Here is a 20,219-nt window from a genome sequence, read left to right as displayed (position 1 = left end):
CCCTAAAGAACTTCCGGGTTTACACAATATTTTGGCTTTCTTCCTTCTAGCACATCAAATAGATTTTCAGCTGCAAGCTGCATCATATTTAATCTTGTTTCGTATGTAGCAGTGCCTATGTGCGGCGTGATAATAACGTTTGGTAAAGTTAAGAGAAGACTATTATTGGGAATTGGTTCTGGATCTACTACGTCTAATGCAGCAAATGCAATCTCTTTATCTAAGAGAGCCTTATATAGATCTTCAGTTACTACAATTGGGCCTCTTGCTGCGTTTACCAATATTGCAGTCTTTTTCATCTTCTTAAAAACATCATAATTAAACTTTCCCTTTGTTTCAGGTGTCAATGGCGAAAGTATAACTATGTAATCTGAGGTTTCGATCAATTCTTCAAATCCTACATATCTTGCATTTATGTTCTTGTCGTCAGATTTTGGCTTTCTATTGTGATATATTACGTTCATGAGCGAAGCGTTAGCCCTTCTTGCCAGAGCAGTGCCTACATTTCCCATACCGAAAATACCAAGAGTTTTACCGTGTAAATCGTGAGATAATGGATATCCAAAATTTTTAATCCATTTGCCCTCTTTTACATAATTTACTGCTTTTATTACATCTCTTGCGGCACATATTAGCAAACCGTAAGTAAGTTCAGCAGTAGCTTCTACCACCACATAAGGAGTATTGCATACTGGTATCTTTCTTTCTGTACAATATTTTACGTCAATGTTGTCGTATCCAACTGCACATTGAGTAACTACTTTAATGTTCTTTGCGTCCTCTAATAAAGACTTGTTTACTGGATAGAATGCAGAATATAGCCCATCAGCATCTTGGAGCCATTCTTTAATTACTGTTTGTGGCGGCAGATTTTCCTGATCCCAACAAATTAATTCTACTCTTTCATTTAGCCAATTGTAAGGCTCATCCAATATTTTGTTCGTCATAATAACTTTTGGTTTTTTGGCCATATTTCCCTCCTAAGTTTTAATTATTCAGTGAAATTAACGAGTTAAAATTTCTCTCTCTGTTTTTATAAATATCATTTGTAACGAGTGCTACATATTTGCCTTGAAAAAATGCACCATCAAGCTCATTTTTAGATACATTCCTTGATGAATTTTCACCAGCGACACAAGATGCGCCATATGGTGAGCAACCTGTGATCTGGTCCATAATAGTTTGACCCTTAAAAAGATATGGCAACCCTACTACTATCATTCCTTGGTGAAATAAATATGGCATGAAGGTAAGAATGGTAGATTCTTGCCCGCCATGCTGGGTGTTTGAGGATGCAAATACGCTGCCAACTTTTCCAAAAAGCTCTCCCCTTGCCCATACTCCACCCGTGCTGTCTAAAAATGACTTCATTTGTGCGCACATATTTCCAAATCTTGTAGGGGTTCCAAATATTACTGCGTCAGCGTTGGTTAAATCATCCAATGATGCTTCAGGAATAGAGCTTTTTATTTTTTGTTGTATCTCCTTTGCCCCCATTTTTTCTATTACATCGTCTGAAAGTGTTTCTGGCACTCTTTTTATAGATACCTTTACTCCCTCTACACTGCTAGCCCCGCTTCCAATAGCTTCAGCAAGCTCGTGGATGTGACCGTATAAAGAATAATAAACAACTAATATCTTACTCATATGCTCCTCCTTTATTTTTATAATTTAATTATATATCTATTCTTAATTAAATGTTTATTTTCATTTAAAGTATTTTGATACTTTTCAAAATTTAATTTATTATGTTATAATTTAGCCGTTGCCGAGGTAGCTCAATAGGCAGAGCAGCTGATTTGTAATCAGCAGGTTGTCAGTTCGACTCTGATCCTCGGCTCCATTTTTTATCATATTTTTATTTTATCTTTTTGTAGTAAGTACGTTTTAAACTTTCTAATAACTACTTATTTCTAAAAATCTGTAATTAATTTCCACCCCTTTAAATTTTAAATATTTTTTCCAACTTCTTCAATTTTTTTTAGCCAATCAGTTTTTAACACATCGTCCTTTTCGTGCATCCCCATTATTGTTATTGCGCCTTTGCTGGTCCATTTCATGTAGTCAGCTATTAATTCGTATGATTTAACAATTCCTTGAAATTCTTTTTGATTCTCTGCAGCACCGCAAACAATTAACAAGCTCTCTTTTACCTGCAGCTTAACATTGCCAATAAGAAATGAATAGAATTTATCAATTGCAGCCTTCAGCTTAGATGGGTATGAAAACCAATATAAAGGAGTAGAGATTACTAATAAATCAGAATTCATAACTATGGGAGCCAGTTCATTAAAATCATCCGAAAAGAAGCACGCCCTATCTTTTGTAAAACACTTATTGCAGGCTTTGCAACCCTCTATATTTTTTTCTGCAGTTTCAAATTTCACTATGCTGTGTCCTGCACTTTTTGCTCCATCTATAAAAGCATCCGCTAAAAGATCGCTGTTTCCCTTTCTTCTGGGGCTACCCGTTAAAACAAGTATGTTTTTAGACATTTTTGCTCCTCCATAAGTATATTATTCTTTTATACATATAGATCAATCTATATCAACAATGATACCACGAATGCTTGTTGTGAATTAATTCACTTTGTATATTTTATCTGTGGAGCTCAGCTTTTATGACCTTGAGAAAACCCTTACTAGTCCTGTGCTCAATCTGTGAGAAAATGGCTTTACTGAGGCAAGAAACGCAATAATTAACAAGATACATACATAGTAAACTATTCCACTCCAGCCAAAAGGTTTAAGGAAGAAGCCGCCAGCCCAACCCAATAGGCTTGCTCCCAAATAGTAGAAAAACAAATAATAAGAAGCTGCCTGACACTTTTGCTTCCTTGATGCAAGAAAGCCAACCCAACCACTTGCTACAGCATGTCCTGCAAAGAAACCAAAGGCTACAAGGGCAACGCCCATTATCTTAACAAGTAAAAATGGCTCTAATGTAAGCAAGGCGCCTACAATGAAGATTGAGAGGGCAACGCCCATTATAATTTTTCTTGAATATTGATCTGCCAGCCTTCCAAAAAATGCTGAGCTAAATACCCCGACAAGATTTACTACAAACAAAAATCCAAAAGCTGTTTGGCTCAGATCGTACGGTGCTCTTGTGAGGGGATATCCGATGTAGTTCAGAACGGTAATATATGCACCCATCAACAAAAACCCAGTTAAATATAGGTTTGCAAGCTTTGTGTTAAATAGAGTGAATACCAAAACAGATTTAAGACGTCGAATAGATATGTTTGTTTTATTAAAATTATTTGATTCAGGCAGGTTAAGCCAAAACCATATGCTGGCAATTAGACAAATAATTCCTTGTATTAAGAATGCTATGTGCCAATTTAATACATCAGTAAATATGCCCGTCAAAATCCTGCCAGAAAAACCACCTATTGCAGTTCCTGAAACATAGTATCCTATGACCTTACCAATATCTCTTGGTGAAAATTCTTCGTGTAAATATGTCATTGCAATGGATGGAAAGCCCGCCACAACTATTCCTTCAAAAAGTCTTAGAGCCAAAAACAAGTAAAAGTTAGGCAGAAAAGCTGTTAAAATTGCACAAAGAGATGTCAAAACCAAAGAACAGCTCATTATCAATTTTCTATTCCAAGAACTTATAAAAAGTGATACAAAAAATAAACATACCGACATCGTGATAGTTGTTAGAGAGATTGACAAGCTTGCAGTCTCAGGTGAGACATGATATAGCTCGGAATATAGACTAATTAGCGGCTGCGGTGAATACATCAACGCAAAATTTACTATACTGCCAATCAAAATGCCTGCAGAAACCTTTTTGTACTCTTTGCTTCCAACCTCTATGTAACTCAATTTTTAGCATCTCCTTATTGCACAGAACGGTATATCCCGCCGTGTATAAATATTTTGCAAGGTCCTTGACAACCTCAAGCGAATATACTATAACAAAGAAATTGATATATTTAAAATATCTAATTTATATTAGATTATACGATTTAAATATAATAAATTTATTTAAAAGGAGACCCTTTCAATGGATATAAGGCAAATTCGATATTTTCTTGCTATAGTGCAGGAAGGCCAGTTTACAAAAGCCGCATATAAGCTCAATATTGCACAACCACCATTAAGCCAGCAGATAAAGTTGCTTGAAAAGGAATTAGGGGTAAAGCTCTTGATTCGGGGTGCGAAAAGCGTAGAACTTACTGAAGCTGGACAGGTGTTTGCTGCTCGCGCAGAACAAATATTGAATCTTGCAGGCTCGACAAAAAAAGAATTAATTGATTTGAGCAAGGGTCATCATGGAACAATAAGCATTGGGACTGTTTCTTCAAGCGGGGCATCAATACTGCCAAAATTTATCAAAGAATTTCATAAAAACTATCCTGACGTTACCTTTCAAGTCTTAGAAGGTAACACCATTAAAATTATGGATTTGGTAAGCAAAGGTGTTGTAAATATTGGCATTGTAAGAACTCCCTTTAACATAAACAACTATGATTATATTATTCAAGCCTCAAATGAACCAGACGACCCTATGGTAGCGATATTTACAGACAACTGGAAGTTCCAAGGTGAAAAAATTGATTTAAGTGAGTTAAAAGGCATTCCCTTAATCATCCACCGTAGATATGAACAGATTATTATGAACGCATTCAGCAAGTATGATATTGAACCAAATATTTTATGTAAAGGTGAAGACGTTCGATCAATTATAACCTGGGCAGAATTGGGCATAGGAGTCGCAATGGTACCCAAACCGCCAATCAATATTTTTAAGCCTGGGGAAATGAAGCTGTGCGAAATAAACAATAAATCTTTAGAAACAAAAGCTGTAGTTATCTGGCTCAAAAATGCATACTTATCTATGGTAGTAAAAAATTTTATAAGCCTTATCAAGTCCCACGATTCTGACTGATATAATCAGAGATTAGTTTTGATAAATATCAAATATTTAGTTTGTTTTCAGCAAATTTTAGAAAGTTATTACTTCAAATCCTTCATTAATAAATCTTGCCATTCCAGCATGGCCAGACATATCAGACAATATATTAAGATTTCTCTTTTTTGCCTCATCTATTGTGCCCATCATGGTTGAACAAGCTTTGCACACGCCTTCAATTATGTTTAGCTTTAGCGCCTTTTGTGCAAGGTTGTAGAGAGGGCTATTTTCGTTATAAAGCTCAGGAATCAATTTTGTAGACTCGCCCTCTAATACTATCTGAGTATTTATTCCGCTCTCACTAAGCTCAATGCCATATAGCAATACGTGAATAAAACACATCGAATCTCCTCTGAAAGCAAAAAGCACTACGTTTTTCATTGTATCCTCCTTAAATTAATTAATTTTCTTTACTAAATCAATATCTCTTAATTGCAGTATTTAATGGGTCTCCTTATAGAGAACTGAATAATATTCTTTTCTTAGCAGCGTAGAAATTGGCCCTATAGTCCCATCTTTAATCTTTTTGCCATCGATTTCTACATAAGGGATCACCCCTCCTACAGAACCAGTCAAAAAAACCTCATCTGCATCTAATAGATCTTGGGTAGTAAATTGCACTTCATTTACTTTTATACTGTATTCTTGTGCGACCTCAATTACTAATTCTCTTGTGATTCCAGGCAGTATCCATGGGCCATTTGGGTGTGTAAAGAGTTCATTGTGTTTTACTATAAAAATGTTCAATGCATGAGCTTCGGTAACTATCTGGTTTCTGTGAAATATTGCAGCATTGCAACCTGAATCAGTCGCCATTTGTTTCGCCATGCAATTAAGCATTATCCCCGTAGTCTTTACATCGCACATTTCCCATCTTTTGTCTTCTACCAATATAGCCCTCCCCTTTTCTGGCGGCATATATGCAGGATTTATCAGGTCCACATAAGCAAGCACCGTAGGATCTTTTAACTTTGGCAATCCATGCGCTCTAAAAGGGGCACAACCCCGAGATATCTGAATGTATAGCTCTCCTTCATCAACAATCTGCTTATTTCTATCCAGCAATTCATCCAAAATTGTCCTAAGATTTGACACGTCATATTCTATTTTTAACTTATTCAATCCATTTTGCAGTCTGTTTAAATGTCTATCCAGCCTGTGATATGTCCTATTGCAAATTATAGTTGCGTCATATACAGAGTCGGCAAAAACAAATCCCCTATCTTGAAATGAGATCATAGCCTCAGATTCCTTTAACCATTTGCCATTTAAATATACGATCATGTTTATGCTTCCTCCATTTTAAAGATGATAATGGGGCGGGTTTATGTCAAGCATAGTTTTCAAACCAGGTGTAGCCTGAATTAGATTTGGAATTGAATTTACAAGGATTGCACAGGTAGCAATATCTCCATTTACCCCATTTTTAATTAACATATCTATTGGAGGGTTTCCATCAATGATTATTCTATCCCTTGGTTCGCACTCATCTATAGTAGCTCGAAAGATCATGTTAATCTTGTCTTCACCTTTTGCTATCCCAAGTCCTATTTGCTGAACGCCAAGAACCTTTCCTGGCTCAATAATGCCGTTGTCGAATTCAACCCTGTGTGTAGCTACTATTGGGGATATAACCTCATCAATTCTATCAATTTCCCAGCCCAAAAATGATGCTATCATATTTATTGATTGTGAGAGTCCAACGTGCTTCAATTTGCCTGCCTTAACTTTACTATCAAATTCCTCTATAGTGGTATTAGCACCTATCTTAAGCTGAAATGGGAGTCTTCTATACTTGGCATCCTGGATCCTTTCTACAGTAAATTTTGTAACATTTTCACAAACTCCAGATAAAACCATTGGCAGATAATCCATCAGATATCCTGGATTCACTCCTGTGCCTAAAACTGAAACTTTATTATCTTTGGCTAAACTATTTATTTTTTCAGCTATATTGGAGTTCGACCATGGATAGCTTAGCTCTTCGCACGATGATATTACATTTACGCCAAATGGCAAAATAGTCTTTAGTTGATCGTAAATACCAATCAAGCTTGATGTGGTAGTTAGGATCAAGGCGTCAACCTTTTCGTTTCCCAATGTGCTGTTTAGATCATCTGAGACCATGATGCCTGTGGGTGAAAGCCCTGCAATTAAACCCAAATCTTTACCAAGCTTTGACTTATCGCTATCGATTGCCCCTACAATTTCGATGTTGGACCTCTCCATTAGATATTTTGTGACGCCTGTGCCTATAGGTCCCAATCCCATCTGAACTACCTTAAGCTTTTTGTCCATTTTGTACTCCTCTGTTTAAAGTGATAGGAAAATTTGATACTTTATAATGTTTATTGAAAACCAATAACCATATTTTATCACTTACTATAGACTAGTGTTTAAGATAAGCTTAATAATCTTTTAAATATTTACTTAATTCACTAATTAAATTATAATTTTTTTCAATATATATAAATTGGGGGTTCATATGAGCGGTTTAGATAATTTTGATGCACTACTTGATTCCTCAATATTTGGCGTGTATATTCATCAGACTGAAGATGGAGTGATTGTCTTCGCAAATGAGCGCATTGCCCAGATTCTTGACTATGATTCGCCAGACGAGTTAATTGGTAAGACTATCTTTGATCTGCACTCAGAAGATGAACAGAAAAGAATTGTTAAAGATAACCTTAGAAAGAGGCTAAAGGGCGAGGTCGACAAAGTTGAGGTAGCAGATTATTATCTCTTATCAAAAAACAATCATTTAGTGCCTGTTTCAGTTTTTGTGTACACAACGATTTATAATGGAAAATTTTCTGGCCTTGTAATCGTATTAGATAGATCTAAAGAGGAATCTTATAAAAAGCTCTTTTTTGCCCTCAGTCAGATAAATCAACTAATCGTGAAAGTAGATAACGAAGATGAGCTCTTTTCTAAGATAGTTAAAATCCTTGTGACTGAAGTTGGATATGACTCATCAGTTGTTGGGCATGTCGATGAAGACGATCTATTTGTAAAAGATTATATTTATACATCAGACAACAATCACGCTCTTCGATTAAAAAATGATAAAGTTGGCGTAAATCAAAATACGCCTTATGGCAGAGGCACCATTTCGGATACATATCATACAAAAAAGATCTCTTACATTCAAGACGTCTTTAAATCAGAAAGGCTAAGCTATTGGAGAGATTATTTTAAAGAATTCAATATCAATTTTATATGTGCGATCCCTATTTTAAAAAATGATAAAGTATATAAGATTATCGTTATTCACGATAAATACAAGGGCTCACTCAGCGATGAACATCTTGTTTTATTGGAAGAAATACAAAAAGACCTCTCGTTTGCGGTTGAAAAATTAGAATCAGGGAAAAATATTCTAATATTAAATAAGGCCTTGGAGACATCTCATGAATGGGTTTTAATTACAGATATAAATGGCACTATTATTCAGGCAAGCAAAGCTGTTTCAGACATTTCTGGCTACAGTATGGATGAGCTTATTGGCAGCAATCCAAAGGTATTCAAATCAAACGAACAAAACGCTGAATTTTATAAAGGCCTATGGAATACAATTTTAAGCGCTGATACCTTTAAGGGTACAGTGGCAAATAAGAGAAAAGATAATACGACTTTCTATCTGGACAAGGTTATTGTCCCATTTATTCGAAACGACAAAATCGAAAATTTTGTTGACTTCTCCAAAGACATAACTGAATTAGTCAATCATGAAAGAATTCTAAGATTAACTTCCAAAATATTTGAAGCCCTCTTCCACATTACAAACTTGTCCCTTAATATAGAGTCAAAAGAGGAATTTCTTGAAAAACTTACTGCTATTTTTGTCAGAGATTTAGAATTTGAAATTGCATACATAACTGCAGTTGAAGATTCACAATTTAATATTCAGTACTATGATTGTTCTAATCAAAAGTACTATTCTTATATAACAAAGTTAAAAGTGATGATTTCTGATAAAGATTTTAAAAAAATTCTAAACAATCCTTCATTGCCATGTAGCCAATCATTAAAAAATAAGGGATTTTATGCGTTTAATAATATAAATTTAACTGATCTGTGCCCATTTCCTGCTTTAGTTAAGGAATATGGAATTAATTCTTGCGGATCTATAAGCATATGTGTGAACAACGAAATTATTGGCAACCTATCTTTTTTGTCAGAGAACTATGACATTTTCAATCCTGATATATATGAGCTCTTAAATGTTATTGAGAGCCAGATTGAATCTATATTGAACAGAATCTCTATTGAGTCGAAACTTGCTGTAGTTCGAAGACAATATCAAAAACTCTTTTCTAATCTGAGCAGCCCATTTCTTTATTTTAAGGCAATAATTATTGACAATACTGAAATAATTGATGATTGCGTGCTAATTGATGCAAATGAAATGTTTGGATGGACATTTAACGTTCCATTGGCAAAGATAAACTCAGAGCCATTCAAGAGCTATATAGAAGATATCCTAATAAGCATTGGGATTTGCAGCTCTGTTTCCAAAAGATGTGAATTCTATTGTATAAACGAGATATATATCGATGCCATAGATCAGTGGTTCAAGATTTCAGTATATAGTCCAGAAACTGATTATTATGCGATTATATTTGACAACATTACAGAACGCAAGTTAGCAGAACGCAGCCTTATTGTAGCAAAGGATATGGCAGAGGAAGCAAACCTGGCAAAGAGTGAATTTTTAGCGAATATGAGTCATGAGATAAGAACGCCTTTAAATGGGATTGTAGGGATGATAGACCTTATAGGATTGACAGATCTTACAAAGGATCAAAAGGATTATTTTAGCACTATTAAATATTGCTCTGATAACCTGCTTGACTTGATAAGCCAAATATTAGACTTCTCCAAAATGGAAGCAAAAAAGATGAAGTTGGACAATATTATCTTTGACTTAAGAAGGCTCTCAGATGAGGTTTTTAAAACTCATTCCTTTAAAGCTAAAGAAAAAAATATTGAGCTTAAATATTTATTTGATAAATCTATTCCTAATTTTATTATTGGAGACTCTCAGAAACTAAGGCAAGTGTTTAATAATCTTCTTACAAATGCAATAAAGTTTACAGATCGTGGTGCTGTTGAGTTCACAGTTTTAGAAGATAGCGAAGAGGATTCTAAAGATTTTTGCAATATAAGATTTATATTTGAGGATACAGGAATAGGCATATCAAAAGAGGATCAAAACAAGCTATTTAAACCATTCAATCAAATAGACTCCTCTATTACTAGAAGGTATGGCGGAACTGGTCTTGGGCTTGCTATTTCAAAAAAGATAATCGAGCTTATGGGCTCTGATATAAGCTTAGAAAGCGAAAAGGGTAAGGGTTCAAGATTTGAATTTTCAATTAGATTCAAAAAATACTCTGGATATTTAAAAGAAAACGATAGCCCAGATCCAGATTTTGAAAAGATAAATTCCAATCTCAGAATTCTCCTTGTGGAAGACGACAAAGTTAATTCTATGGTAACTAATATGATGTTAAAAAATAGAGGATATGAAGTATTTTTAGCTGAAAATGGGTTAAAAGGATTTGAGATATTTAAGAAAGATAATTTTGACGCAGTATTAATGGACATTCGGATGCCCGTGATGGATGGCATGGAGGCTACAAAAAAGATAAGAGAGCTTGAAGAAAAAGAGAATAGAGTTAAAACGCCTATAATAGCTCTTACTGCCTATGCCTTGAAGGGTGATAGAGAAAAATTTTTGTCAGTTGGTATGGATGAATACATATCAAAGCCATTTATGGCTAAAGACTTATATAAAATGCTTGATAAGGTAATTTATAGTTCTAAAAATGCTTCGGCTGAAAAGAAAGATGACTCAAGTTCAATAAAGATTTCAGATGACTACCAAATTGAATTTGGAAATTTTGATACAGAACAAGAGATCACAATAGATATTCGCAAATTAGAAGTTGAGATCGAGAGTCTTTGCTGCCACGTGGCAAGTCAAGATTTAGTTGAAATTGAACTATCGGCTCACACCTTAAAAGATTATTTTTCAAAGTTTGGAGATGATGAGCTAAAAAGCTGCTCATTTAAGATTGAACTTGCCGCAAGGAGCTCAAATCTGAAAAAAGTTAATGAAATATTGCAATGTTTAAAAGATAAGTTTGAAATCTTTAAAAAGGTTAATGACTTATAGGTTTCTAACTAAAATATCAAATTTATAGTTTTAGAATATCTTCTCAGATCTTACTCTCCAAAACGCACTTTACTGCAAGGGCTGTGTACTGGGAATATTTTGATATCTTTCCAGAGTAATTATTTATGCTCTTTTTTATGATGTCAGAAAATTCACCTGAGACGTAGCTATTTAGTCTAATGTTGTTCATAATCATCAAGGAAGCGCTCGATGGATAAGATTCATCAAATACATCTGCAGTAGTCTTAAACCCATCCAAGCTAAAATGCCAGAGCTCATCAAAAAAGTTATTTGCATCCTTTGTGAATTTTATTGCCAATTTTAGATATTCTTCTTCTTGGGTAAAGTAATATCCTTCTATGAGAGTATCTATAAGATAAGCGTAGTCCTCTAAAAATGCCTCTATCTTTACTTCTTTGCCATGCACTCCACAGTGATATAGAGTGCCGTCCTTATACAGAAATTTTAGTAAGGCTTTTAGACACCCTTTGGCTAATATAGAATATTTTTCATTAACTTTTGCTGCCTTAAATAGGCTCTTTATCATCATTGAATTTATTGATGTGATTATTTTCTCGTCTATAAAGGGATATTTTTTCTCTTTTCTAAGATTTTTTAGCTCATTAAACAAAGGTGCCAATTTGCTTCTATCAGAATCTTTTGAGAGCCTTAATATAATTTTTCCTTCAAAGTTGCCATCCTTTGTGACAGACAATGCCTTAGGATCAATGCTATATTTTTCAAGAATTTTTGAAATTTCATCGTATTCGTATGTATAGTATTTGCCCTCTATTCCTTCGGTATCAGCGTCGCTTGATGAATAAAATAGTCCATTCTTTTGCATTTTTTCCAACATAAATTCAATTGTTTCTATGGCAATATTCAGATACAATTCGTTTTTTGTAACCTGATATGTGTCCAAATAAACTTGTGACAAGAGCGCGTTATCGTAACTCATCTTTTCAAAGTGTGGCACGAGCCAGATATCGTCTGTGCTATATCGACAAAACCCACCGTCTACAAGGTCATAAATGCCACCCATTGACATATTTTTTAAGGTATTTTCTACCATTTCTAAGGGTTTATTCTCTTTTGTCCTATTGTAAATATAGAGTAGGATGTCTAAGAGTGAGGCTTGAGGAAATTTTGGCGCTCCTGAAAACCCACCGTAGACAGCATCGTAATTGTCCTCTACTTTTTTTATGAATAGATCGGATATATTGCCTCCTATTTCAACTGTCGCTTCAACTTTGTGCAATGAATCAACGTATCTTAGGATATCATCTCCGAATTTAATTAGCTTTGACTTATCGTTAAGATATTGAGTTGATATTGCGTTTAAGATGTCAGGAAACGCATATCCACTTGATTTCTTTTCTATTGGAATATAGGTGGCAGCATAAAATGGCTTTAGATCATGGGTCATAAATATGCTAAGAGGCCATCCGCCAGTTCGATTGTTGAAAACTACGTGAACGTTTTGATAAAATTTGTCAATTTCTGGATGCTCTTCTCTGTCAACTTTAATTGAAACAAATTTTTCGTTTAAGATTTTGGCAACTTCTTCGTTATTGAAAGACTCTTTTTCCATTACATGGCACCAGTGACAGCTGCTATAACCGATACTCAGAAAGATAGGCCTATCCTCATCTTTTGCTTTTCCTAATGCCTCATCGCCCCACGGATACCAATTGACCAGATTGTGTGAATGTTGAAGCAAGTAGGGCGAACTCTCGTTTATCAGTGCATTCGGTTTATTAGAAATTTCCATTTTTTCCTCCATTTTCTAACAGTCTAAAACTACTTAAGACAGAGATTAAATCATATCATTAAAGCGGATAATAAAGAACCAAGCTAAGCCTTGTAAGTGAGGGATGGATATTAGAGTAAATGTGTGGTCTGTCTGCGAGAAATCTTATAGAATCACCCTTCTGAACAATAAACTCTTCACTTCCTAAAGAAATCTTTAGCTCTCCTTCGAAAACTGTAATAAATTCTTGTGTTCCATCAGGGTGTGCTACAGCTCTCAAACGGCTGCCCTTATCAAATTCTATTATGTATATCTCAAAACGTCTATTCTCATCAAATGGGAAAACAGAATAAACTCTATACCTGCCATCATCCTCGGTAATAGGCAAAATATCGTTAAATCTCACTACATCTACCTTAGGCTTTGGATTGTCTAAGAGCGCAGTAAACGAAACCTTTAGCCCTGCAGTTATTTTTTTCAAAGTTGTCACAGTAGGGTTTGACTCTCCTCTCTCAATCTGACCAAGCATTGACTTGCTAACCCCTGTAATTTCTGAAAGCTTATCAAGGCTCAGTTTTCTTCCATCTCTTATTTTTTTTAAGTTATTTGCTATTATAAAATTTAAATCGTTCAAGGGACCCTCCTAAAATATTGCATTTATAAAAAAGGATGTTATAATTTTTAAACATAACGCTCAAATATATAATATAACGCACATACTTTAAAATAACTACTACTATTATTTTAAATCATTTTTATAAATAACATAAAGGAGGAGAGATGAGAGCTCAAAGAAATATTTCAGATATGACCATCTTTCATGCCATTGTAGCGACAATGCCTATAATGTTTGGATATGTTTCGGGTGGAATAGCATTTGGATTGTTATTGGCCAGCAAAGGTATTCCTTGGATTTTTGCACCTATTATGAGCCTTTTTGTATATGCTGGTTCAATGCAATTTATAGCTATACAGTTTTTTTTATCAAATGCGAATCTTATTACAATAGCAATTATTACTCTGTTAATAAATTGCAGACATATGCTATATGGCCTTTCGCTATTAGATAAGTTCAATCTTACAGGAAAACTTAAACCATATATGATATTTACTCTTACTGACGAAACCTATGCCCTATTAACGACTTTAAAAGAGCCCAATAGTATTAACAAAACTAAATTTTACATATACATAAGTGCACTAAATCATTTTTATTGGGTATTTGGGACTATCTTAGGAGCTATTATGGGTAATGCGATAAAATTTAATACATTGGGTTTGGATTTTACTCTAACAGCACTATTTTTGGTAATTCTCCTTGAGCAGCTTCGATCTTACAAAACGCGTTTGCCATTTTGGATTGGCGCTACCTGCGCCATAATATCAATTTTCGTTGCAGGCAAGGAAAACATGCTTTTGCCTTCGATAATATTCTCTACTTTGCTTTTGATAATCTTTAAAGGGACGGTGATAGCTCAGAATGAACGCAACTAATATAGAAATATCTATTGCAATAATGGCTTTAATCACATTTTTAGCAAGAGCGTTTCCTTTTATTTTTTTCAGCTCGAAAAAGCCACCTGAAATGGTTGTTTTTATTGGTAAATACGCTCCATTTAGCGTCATTACCATTTTGGTAATCTATTGTTTAAAAGATGTGTCCTTTTTAAAGCCTCCATTTGGATTAAACGAATTAATTGCTATTTTATTCGTAGTAATTCTTCACCTAAAGTTTAGGAACTTCTTTGTGAGCATATTTGTAAGTACATTTGTATATATGGTTTTAGTCCAGCTAAATTTATTGAACTTTTTACGCTTTTAGTTGGTTAGGCTCGAAAATAATCCACAATCCAGTCTTTAATCTTATCTCTAACTTCTCTAAACTTATCTAATTTTTCTTCTTCGGTTCCAGAAAACGATGCAGGATCTTCGAAGCTTTTGTGAAATTGATCCTTTCCTCCTGGAAAGTATGGGCAGCCCTCTTTTGCGTTATCGCAGACGGTTACTACATAATCAAATTCATCGTTCAGATATATATCAAAATTTTTGGAATATTGATTAGAGATATCGATCCCAATTTCTTTCAAAACCTCTATGGCAAATGGATTAATAGATGTGGCAAAAGTGCCAGCGCTAAATGCTTCATAGTTTTCTGACAGCAAAGCGTTCATCAAACCTTGTGCCATTTGAGAACGAGCGCTATTGTGAGTGCACAAAAATAAAGCTCTTTTCTTCATTAACCTCTCCTAATTTCGGAATTTAATATATTATTTTATTAAACTATTGTTAAAAACTTGTTAATGAAGAATAATACGAATTTTATTACTTTCCTACTATCTTAGAGTATGAGCAGTCTTCAAGACTCTTGCCTTTAGGCTCTGTAAGAACTGATGTAGTTATAATGCCCAAAAAACAAATAATTGAAACAATGACAAATGTCATATTCAATCCTAAAAATGACTCTGTAATAGGAAAAAAGAGAACCCCTAAAAAAGCTCCCAGTTTGCCAATTCCCGCAGAAAAGCCATGCCCAGTCGTCCTGTATTCAGTTGGGAAGAGCTCTGATGGCAGCACAAAAGTGGTAGTATTGGGTCCAAATTCTGTAAACAGATAGCTAAGACCATAAAGGATAAGAAAGCCCGTTACGTTATTTTCTATATCAGGGATCGTTCCCAATAACAAGAATGAAAAAGCCATAATGCCAAAACCCATAAGTTGGATATATTTCCTACCTATAATGTCCATAAAAACTATTGACAGTATATATCCAGGTAAAGCAAATATAACAAATATCAAAAGTGAATAGATCATCTTCAATTCAAGGGAAGAGCTATCTGTTATAGCATTCATTACTATTGGCGTAGAAATTGTATTGCCATAATATGCCCAATCAAGTAAGAACCAGCTTCCAGCGGTTCCAAATAAAGTTATAACGTGCTGCCTGTTTGAGAAAAACTCTTTTATTCCGTGGGTTATTTTCGAATTTTCATATACTGGTTTGTTATTTTTATGATTGTTTCCTGTAAAATCTCCAAAGGCAGACAGGGCCGCCTCTTTGTCTCCAACTATCTGAGAGAGATAACGTGGAGACTCTGGCAGCTTTCTCCTAAGATAAATAACGAAAAATGAGGGTAACGCACCTAAACCAAGCATGACACGCCATGCTAAATCAAGCGGTATGTGTAACATTAGCAAGCTTAAAGCCACAAGAGGGCCAATTATTAGCCCAAGGGCCTGCATCGAAAACACCAGCCCGACCAATTTACCGCGATCAGTTCTATTGGAATATTCGCTCATTATAACTGCGCTTACTGGGTAATCTCCACCAATGCCTATACCTAAGATAAACCTAGATATCAGAAGAAATAAAAAATTTGGTGAAAAAGCTGACATAAGTGCACCAATGGTCATTATAAGAGCTTCAAGACCATAAATTTTCTTTCTGCCAAAATTGTCAGCAAATCTACCAAAAAAAACCGACCCAAATAATGCAGCCAAAAGAGAGCTGCTCCCAAGAATTGCAATCTCAGAACTCGTTAGCCCCCAAACTGGGGCTATCAAGGAGAGGGCTACACCTATAATAAACAGGTCGTATGCATCGGTAAAAAACCCCATGCCCGAAACAAACATTGCTTTCAAGTGGTGCTTGCTTAGTTTTAATTCATCCAGATTTTTCTCAACCATATATATTTATTTTACCAAAAAGTTTGGATTATGTTAAGTTAAGCATTTTGTATCTTATTATAAAAAAGGCTTAATTAGCTAAAAGGTAAATATACCAGGTTTGAATTAAAAGTTGTTTCTATAGGATAAATGTATCTTTTTAAACAATTTTTACAGGGCATAAAACCAGAATTATCTTCAAATGAAGATCGAAAATCCTTATAGTCCTTTGAGTTCCAAATTTCACCAAGATCTTTTTTTGTAATATTGCCAAAAATTATTTTAATGTAATTTTCAGCATTTACAGAATCTGATTCTAATGGCAAATTTGTAAAAACACAGGGAGACACAGAACCATCACTCCCTATAAAGAGGCTTTTTTCAGGATTTTCGCTGCAAGTTGGCAGCTTTTCTGATAATATTGGAACATTACAATATATTTCTAATCCAAAATCTTTTCCGTGGTCAACCAATTTTTTAATTTCTTTTTGAAAGTCATTAGATTGATTTAAATCTTTAAATCTTAATGATTCATTATTAAAATTTTCTGTTGGGATAAAATCAAGTGTAGAGATAACAATTTGTTCTATACCTCTACCCTTTAGTAAATTTGGCAGTTTATGAATTTTTTCTAATCCAGAAGCCAATAGCAAATATGCAATATTTATCTTTGGAAAATTAACTTTTAACTTCTTTTTAGTGTAGTTGATTTCATCAATTGCGTTTAACACTCTTTCGAGTGAAGTCTCCTTTCTATAAAAGTCATTATCTTTATCCACTCCTGCAAGCGAAAGAGATATGTTGTCTAATTTAGACATTACTATTTTTTCAGAGAATTCCCTGTCAATAAGATTTGCGTTTGAAGTAGTGCCCACTCTGCAACCGAGGTTTTTGGCAAGTCTGATCATATCAAATATTCTGGGATTTAGGAAGGGCTCGCCCCATCCCTGAAGGTAGACGAGTTCTGTATTATGTAAATACCGTTCTAATTTTCTAAACAGTTCGAATTCAAGATGTCTATTGATCCAGGTTGTTTTATAGGTAGTATGAGGACAATAACTGCAACTTGCATTGCAAAAGGATGTAACCTCTATCTGAATCCAGTCCCAGATTTTATCAATCATAATTACCCCCATATATAGCTATTATAGGGTTATTTTAATATAAATTTTGGATTTTGCCAATATAATATACAATTTTATGTGAAATTTTTATTATGGAATATAATATTGATTTATACTTATTGTAAATTTTGGAGGTTTTATGAAAATTTTAGCTATTAGACATGTAAAAGAAGAGGGACCAGGTTATCTATATAACATTTTTTCAGAAAAAGGTTTCGGTATTGGAACAAATATAATTGATATATGTGATATTACAAAAAAAACTGTCCATAATATAAGCTTAAGTGAATACAACTTTTTGATTATTTTGGGCGGCTATATGGGAGTTTATGAATATGATAAATATCCATTTTTAAAAGATGAGTTTAAAATCGTAGAAAGTGCCTTAGACAAAGATGTTCCGATTATCGGTATTTGTTTAGGATCACAAATACTCGCCCATGTTCTTGGGGCAAGAGTATATAAAGGAGAAATGGGAAAAGAAATCGGCTGGCACAAAATGTTTAAACAATACAATCACAAATATACCCATAATTTCCCAAGAGAATTTAACGCTTTTTGTTGGCATGGCGATACCTTTGATTTGCCAAAGGATTCTTTGCACATATTTTCATCTGAAAAATATCAGAATCAAGGTTTCATTTATAAAAATTCAATAGGTTTACAGTTTCATATTGAAGTAGATCAAAATATGATATTAGAATGGGCAAATTTGTACTCTGACGAATTAAGAGAAGAAAAGATAGATGTAAGCTCATTAATAGGCAAAACTGAAGAAGTTAAGAAAATCCAAAGTTATCTTACTTCGCTGATTGATAATATGTTGTGATCTTTTAACTAAATCTTAATCGGTTCACTATTAGCAAATATGCACATTGCATAATAGTTTTTTCTTATGTACGATTCACATGCAATGTGAGAGCCCAACAAACCTTTTATGGGTAATTCTTGGGATTTACACTGTTCAATCGTGTTATATTTGGTTGCACATGTCTTGCAAACGCCTAAGATATTTTGTCTAATATCGACATATAGACTATTTAAAGGATTTGATGAGTCATCAAAAACTGAAGTAATTAGCACTGCTCTGCACTCTAATATAATTTTTGCCTGATTTCCAGTTTCATTCAAAAGTTTAATATGCTTAAAAAAATGATAATATTTGCTAAAATCTGATGGATCCTCGCAGGCATAAAATAACATTTTCATATTTAAACCTCCAGATTTTATTTACTCAGTATTCATATCTCCCTTCTTAATCATATTAGTTACTAATGTTTAATATGAAGTTAATTTATAGTTAAATTATGGTTAATAATCTATTCAAATATAAAAACAACCTGTACGTTTGCTCTTATTTCTATTTCACCACCCTCTACAGGTAATGGCTGATTTACCCCTGCCAAAGATTTGTTGTATAGATTCTCTTTTAGTAAAGGAGCAGGTGCAGAAATTGGAGATACTGTTACGCTCTTTATCCCAGTTATCTTATACATAGTTTTGTCCAATACTGCATCAGCCTGCTTTCTTGCGTCACTCATTGCATTTTCTATCGCCTGAAGTCTAAGTTGATTAATGTCTGATCGTTCAAATCTAATATTATTAATTTGATTTACTCCGTTATCGGTAAGTAAAGATATTGTTTTGCCAGAATCTTCAACTGATGTTTTTAGAGTAAAGGATTCAGTTGCGCTATAACCATCTAAGACCTCTTTATTGGAATTTTTATCGAATACGTATATTGGTTGAAGAGAAATGTTTGATGTCTTTATGTCGCTTCTGTTTATGCCCTGTGCGTAAATTTTTTGTAAAAGATCGTTGGCTTTCTGTGATAGATTATCCATAGCAGCAGATGGATCGCTGTTTTTTAAGGTAATATCAAAATCAATCAAAGCAATGTCTGGCTTTTCTTTAATTAAACCTGAGCCCGCCACTGAGATTGTTTTATCGTTGTTAATTTTTAGATCGTATGTGTTTTCCGCTGCGAATGATGGCTTGCTTACAAGTATCAAAAAGCAAAATACAAATATGGAAACAAAAAATAAACTATAAATTTTATTCATCTCTAAACCACCCCACTCTTACATATTTTTCTCCATCAGGATAGCTTATTTTAAGCTCTCCCTTAAAAGCGCTATTTATAGCTTCTCCGATTCTCCTGGCAAGATGCTCATAAGTCGTCTTTATCTCTATTTTGCTATCAATTTCAACAATAGACATAATCCTTTCAAGAGGTCTCTTCTCGATTTTATAAGCTTCAACATTTTTTACTATGTTTATAATCTCTTCTTTGTGTCGATTTAAAAATTTGCCTGAAAGTAAAACTATACCGCCTTCAAATCTATCTTCAATCCTTTTGCAGGCTGGACAAATCATTTTTGGAAAATCTTTTGGTATAGGCTTTACCCATGTAAATATTCCGTCAGCGAATACTACGCCACACCTCTCACATACCGATGGCTCAGAATATTTTTCTTTAATGAAATACGGATCGTGAAGATAATCTTTGAAAAGTTTATCCTTTCTGCCGCTCACCAATAACACCTCCCTGACTTTTTATCTTATATTATAA

20 protein-coding genes and 1 tRNA gene are annotated in these 20,219 nt (G+C 34.2%); 6 read left to right on the top strand and 15 right to left on the bottom strand.

Annotated features, from left to right (window positions below; translation table 11 throughout):
- Positions 1–2: 2 nt before the first annotated feature.
- The gene (locus tag V4762_RS07995; RefSeq protein WP_347315261.1) at positions 3–971 is read right to left on the bottom strand and encodes a 2-hydroxyacid dehydrogenase; all 969 of its coding nucleotides are present in this window, start codon (positions 969–971) and stop codon (positions 3–5) included.
- A gap of 16 nt (positions 972–987) precedes the next feature.
- A complete protein-coding gene (wrbA, locus tag V4762_RS07990; RefSeq protein ID WP_347315260.1) occupies positions 988–1,647 on the bottom strand; it encodes an NAD(P)H:quinone oxidoreductase in 660 nt (219 codons plus the stop codon).
- A 120-nt stretch (positions 1,648–1,767) separates the two neighbouring features.
- Here wrbA and V4762_RS07985 point away from each other — a divergent pair.
- A tRNA-Thr gene (locus V4762_RS07985) sits at positions 1,768–1,843 on the top strand.
- A 106-nt stretch (positions 1,844–1,949) separates the two neighbouring features.
- Here V4762_RS07985 and V4762_RS07980 read toward each other — a convergent pair.
- Both V4762_RS07980 and V4762_RS07975 read right to left on the bottom strand, forming a co-directional pair.
- Positions 1,950–2,495 carry a flavodoxin family protein gene (locus tag V4762_RS07980; protein ID WP_347315259.1) on the bottom strand — a complete coding sequence of 182 codons (546 nt, stop codon included), beginning with the start codon at positions 2,493–2,495 and terminating at the stop codon, positions 1,950–1,952.
- A 123-nt stretch (positions 2,496–2,618) separates the two neighbouring features.
- On the bottom strand, positions 2,619–3,836 hold the full coding sequence (locus V4762_RS07975; protein WP_347315258.1) for an MFS transporter: 1,218 nt from the start codon (positions 3,834–3,836) through the stop codon (positions 2,619–2,621).
- 181 nt (positions 3,837–4,017) lie between these two features.
- Here V4762_RS07975 and V4762_RS07970 point away from each other — a divergent pair, with 181 nt between their 5' ends.
- The gene (locus tag V4762_RS07970) at positions 4,018–4,902 is read left to right on the top strand and encodes a LysR family transcriptional regulator (RefSeq protein ID WP_347315257.1); all 885 of its coding nucleotides are present in this window, start codon (positions 4,018–4,020) and stop codon (positions 4,900–4,902) included.
- A 57-nt stretch (positions 4,903–4,959) separates the two neighbouring features.
- Here the strand turns inward: V4762_RS07970 and V4762_RS07965 are convergent, their stop codons facing one another.
- The 3 genes from V4762_RS07965 to V4762_RS07955 are packed head-to-tail and all read right to left on the bottom strand — an operon-like array spanning position 4,960 to position 7,224.
- A complete protein-coding gene (locus V4762_RS07965) occupies positions 4,960–5,307 on the bottom strand; it encodes a cytoplasmic protein (protein ID WP_347315256.1) in 348 nt (115 codons plus the stop codon).
- A 60-nt stretch (positions 5,308–5,367) separates the two neighbouring features.
- Positions 5,368–6,210 (bottom strand): aminotransferase class IV, encoded by an 843-nt coding sequence (locus tag V4762_RS07960; RefSeq protein WP_347315255.1) that lies wholly within the window; start codon positions 6,208–6,210, stop codon positions 5,368–5,370.
- Between the two features lie 18 nt (positions 6,211–6,228).
- Positions 6,229–7,224 (bottom strand): NAD(P)H-dependent amine dehydrogenase family protein, encoded by a 996-nt coding sequence (locus V4762_RS07955; RefSeq protein ID WP_347315254.1) that lies wholly within the window; start codon positions 7,222–7,224, stop codon positions 6,229–6,231.
- 187 nt (positions 7,225–7,411) lie between these two features.
- Between V4762_RS07955 and V4762_RS07950 the strand changes: the two genes are divergently transcribed.
- Complete coding sequence (locus V4762_RS07950; protein WP_347315253.1) at positions 7,412–11,110, top strand: ATP-binding protein; 3,699 nt, start codon at positions 7,412–7,414, stop codon at positions 11,108–11,110.
- Positions 11,111–11,153: 43 nt separating this feature from the next.
- Here the strand turns inward: V4762_RS07950 and V4762_RS07945 are convergent, their stop codons facing one another.
- A complete protein-coding gene (locus V4762_RS07945; RefSeq protein WP_347315252.1) occupies positions 11,154–12,881 on the bottom strand; it encodes a thioredoxin domain-containing protein in 1,728 nt (575 codons plus the stop codon).
- Between the two features lie 58 nt (positions 12,882–12,939).
- Positions 12,940–13,494, bottom strand: coding sequence for a helix-turn-helix domain-containing protein (locus V4762_RS07940; protein WP_347315251.1), 555 nt, complete (start codon positions 13,492–13,494; stop codon positions 12,940–12,942).
- A 146-nt stretch (positions 13,495–13,640) separates the two neighbouring features.
- Between V4762_RS07940 and V4762_RS07935 the strand changes: the two genes are divergently transcribed.
- On the top strand, positions 13,641–14,354 hold the full coding sequence (locus V4762_RS07935; RefSeq protein ID WP_347315250.1) for an AzlC family ABC transporter permease: 714 nt from the start codon (positions 13,641–13,643) through the stop codon (positions 14,352–14,354).
- The gene (locus tag V4762_RS07930; RefSeq protein WP_347315249.1) at positions 14,341–14,682 is read left to right on the top strand and encodes a branched-chain amino acid transporter permease; all 342 of its coding nucleotides are present in this window, start codon (positions 14,341–14,343) and stop codon (positions 14,680–14,682) included. The genes V4762_RS07935 and V4762_RS07930 overlap by 14 nt, the downstream gene beginning before the upstream one ends.
- Positions 14,683–14,686: 4 nt before the next feature.
- Here V4762_RS07930 and V4762_RS07925 read toward each other — a convergent pair whose 3' ends face one another.
- The 3 genes from V4762_RS07925 to V4762_RS07915 form a co-directional block, all read right to left on the bottom strand.
- Positions 14,687–15,097: an arsenate reductase ArsC gene (locus V4762_RS07925; RefSeq protein ID WP_347315248.1), complete on the bottom strand. Its 411-nt coding sequence runs from the start codon at positions 15,095–15,097 to the stop codon at positions 14,687–14,689.
- 85 nt (positions 15,098–15,182) lie between these two features.
- Positions 15,183–16,544 (bottom strand): MFS transporter, encoded by a 1,362-nt coding sequence (locus V4762_RS07920; RefSeq protein ID WP_347315247.1) that lies wholly within the window; start codon positions 16,542–16,544, stop codon positions 15,183–15,185.
- Between the two features lie 74 nt (positions 16,545–16,618).
- Positions 16,619–17,647: an SPASM domain-containing protein gene (locus tag V4762_RS07915; RefSeq protein ID WP_347315246.1), complete on the bottom strand. Its 1,029-nt coding sequence runs from the start codon at positions 17,645–17,647 to the stop codon at positions 16,619–16,621.
- Between the two features lie 139 nt (positions 17,648–17,786).
- Between V4762_RS07915 and V4762_RS07910 the strand changes: the two genes are divergently transcribed.
- A complete protein-coding gene (locus tag V4762_RS07910) occupies positions 17,787–18,476 on the top strand; it encodes a type 1 glutamine amidotransferase (RefSeq protein ID WP_347315245.1) in 690 nt (229 codons plus the stop codon).
- An 8-nt stretch (positions 18,477–18,484) separates the two neighbouring features.
- Here V4762_RS07910 and V4762_RS07905 read toward each other — a convergent pair whose 3' ends face one another.
- The 3 genes from V4762_RS07905 to V4762_RS07895 form a co-directional block, all read right to left on the bottom strand.
- Positions 18,485–18,856 carry a hypothetical protein gene (locus V4762_RS07905; RefSeq protein WP_347315244.1) on the bottom strand — a complete coding sequence of 124 codons (372 nt, stop codon included), beginning with the start codon at positions 18,854–18,856 and terminating at the stop codon, positions 18,485–18,487.
- 110 nt (positions 18,857–18,966) lie between these two features.
- Positions 18,967–19,710: an SIMPL domain-containing protein gene (locus V4762_RS07900; RefSeq protein WP_347315243.1), complete on the bottom strand. Its 744-nt coding sequence runs from the start codon at positions 19,708–19,710 to the stop codon at positions 18,967–18,969.
- A complete protein-coding gene (locus tag V4762_RS07895; protein ID WP_347315270.1) occupies positions 19,703–20,182 on the bottom strand; it encodes a BCAM0308 family protein in 480 nt (159 codons plus the stop codon). Before V4762_RS07895 ends, V4762_RS07900 begins: the two co-directional genes overlap by 8 nt.
- Positions 20,183–20,219: the final 37 nt, after the last annotated feature.

The sequence above is a fragment of the Thermodesulfobium sp. 4217-1 genome, from assembly GCF_039822205.1.
Classification (GTDB): Bacteria; Thermodesulfobiota; Thermodesulfobiia; order Thermodesulfobiales; family Thermodesulfobiaceae; genus Thermodesulfobium.
This window is presented reverse-complemented; position numbering and strand designations above follow the sequence as displayed.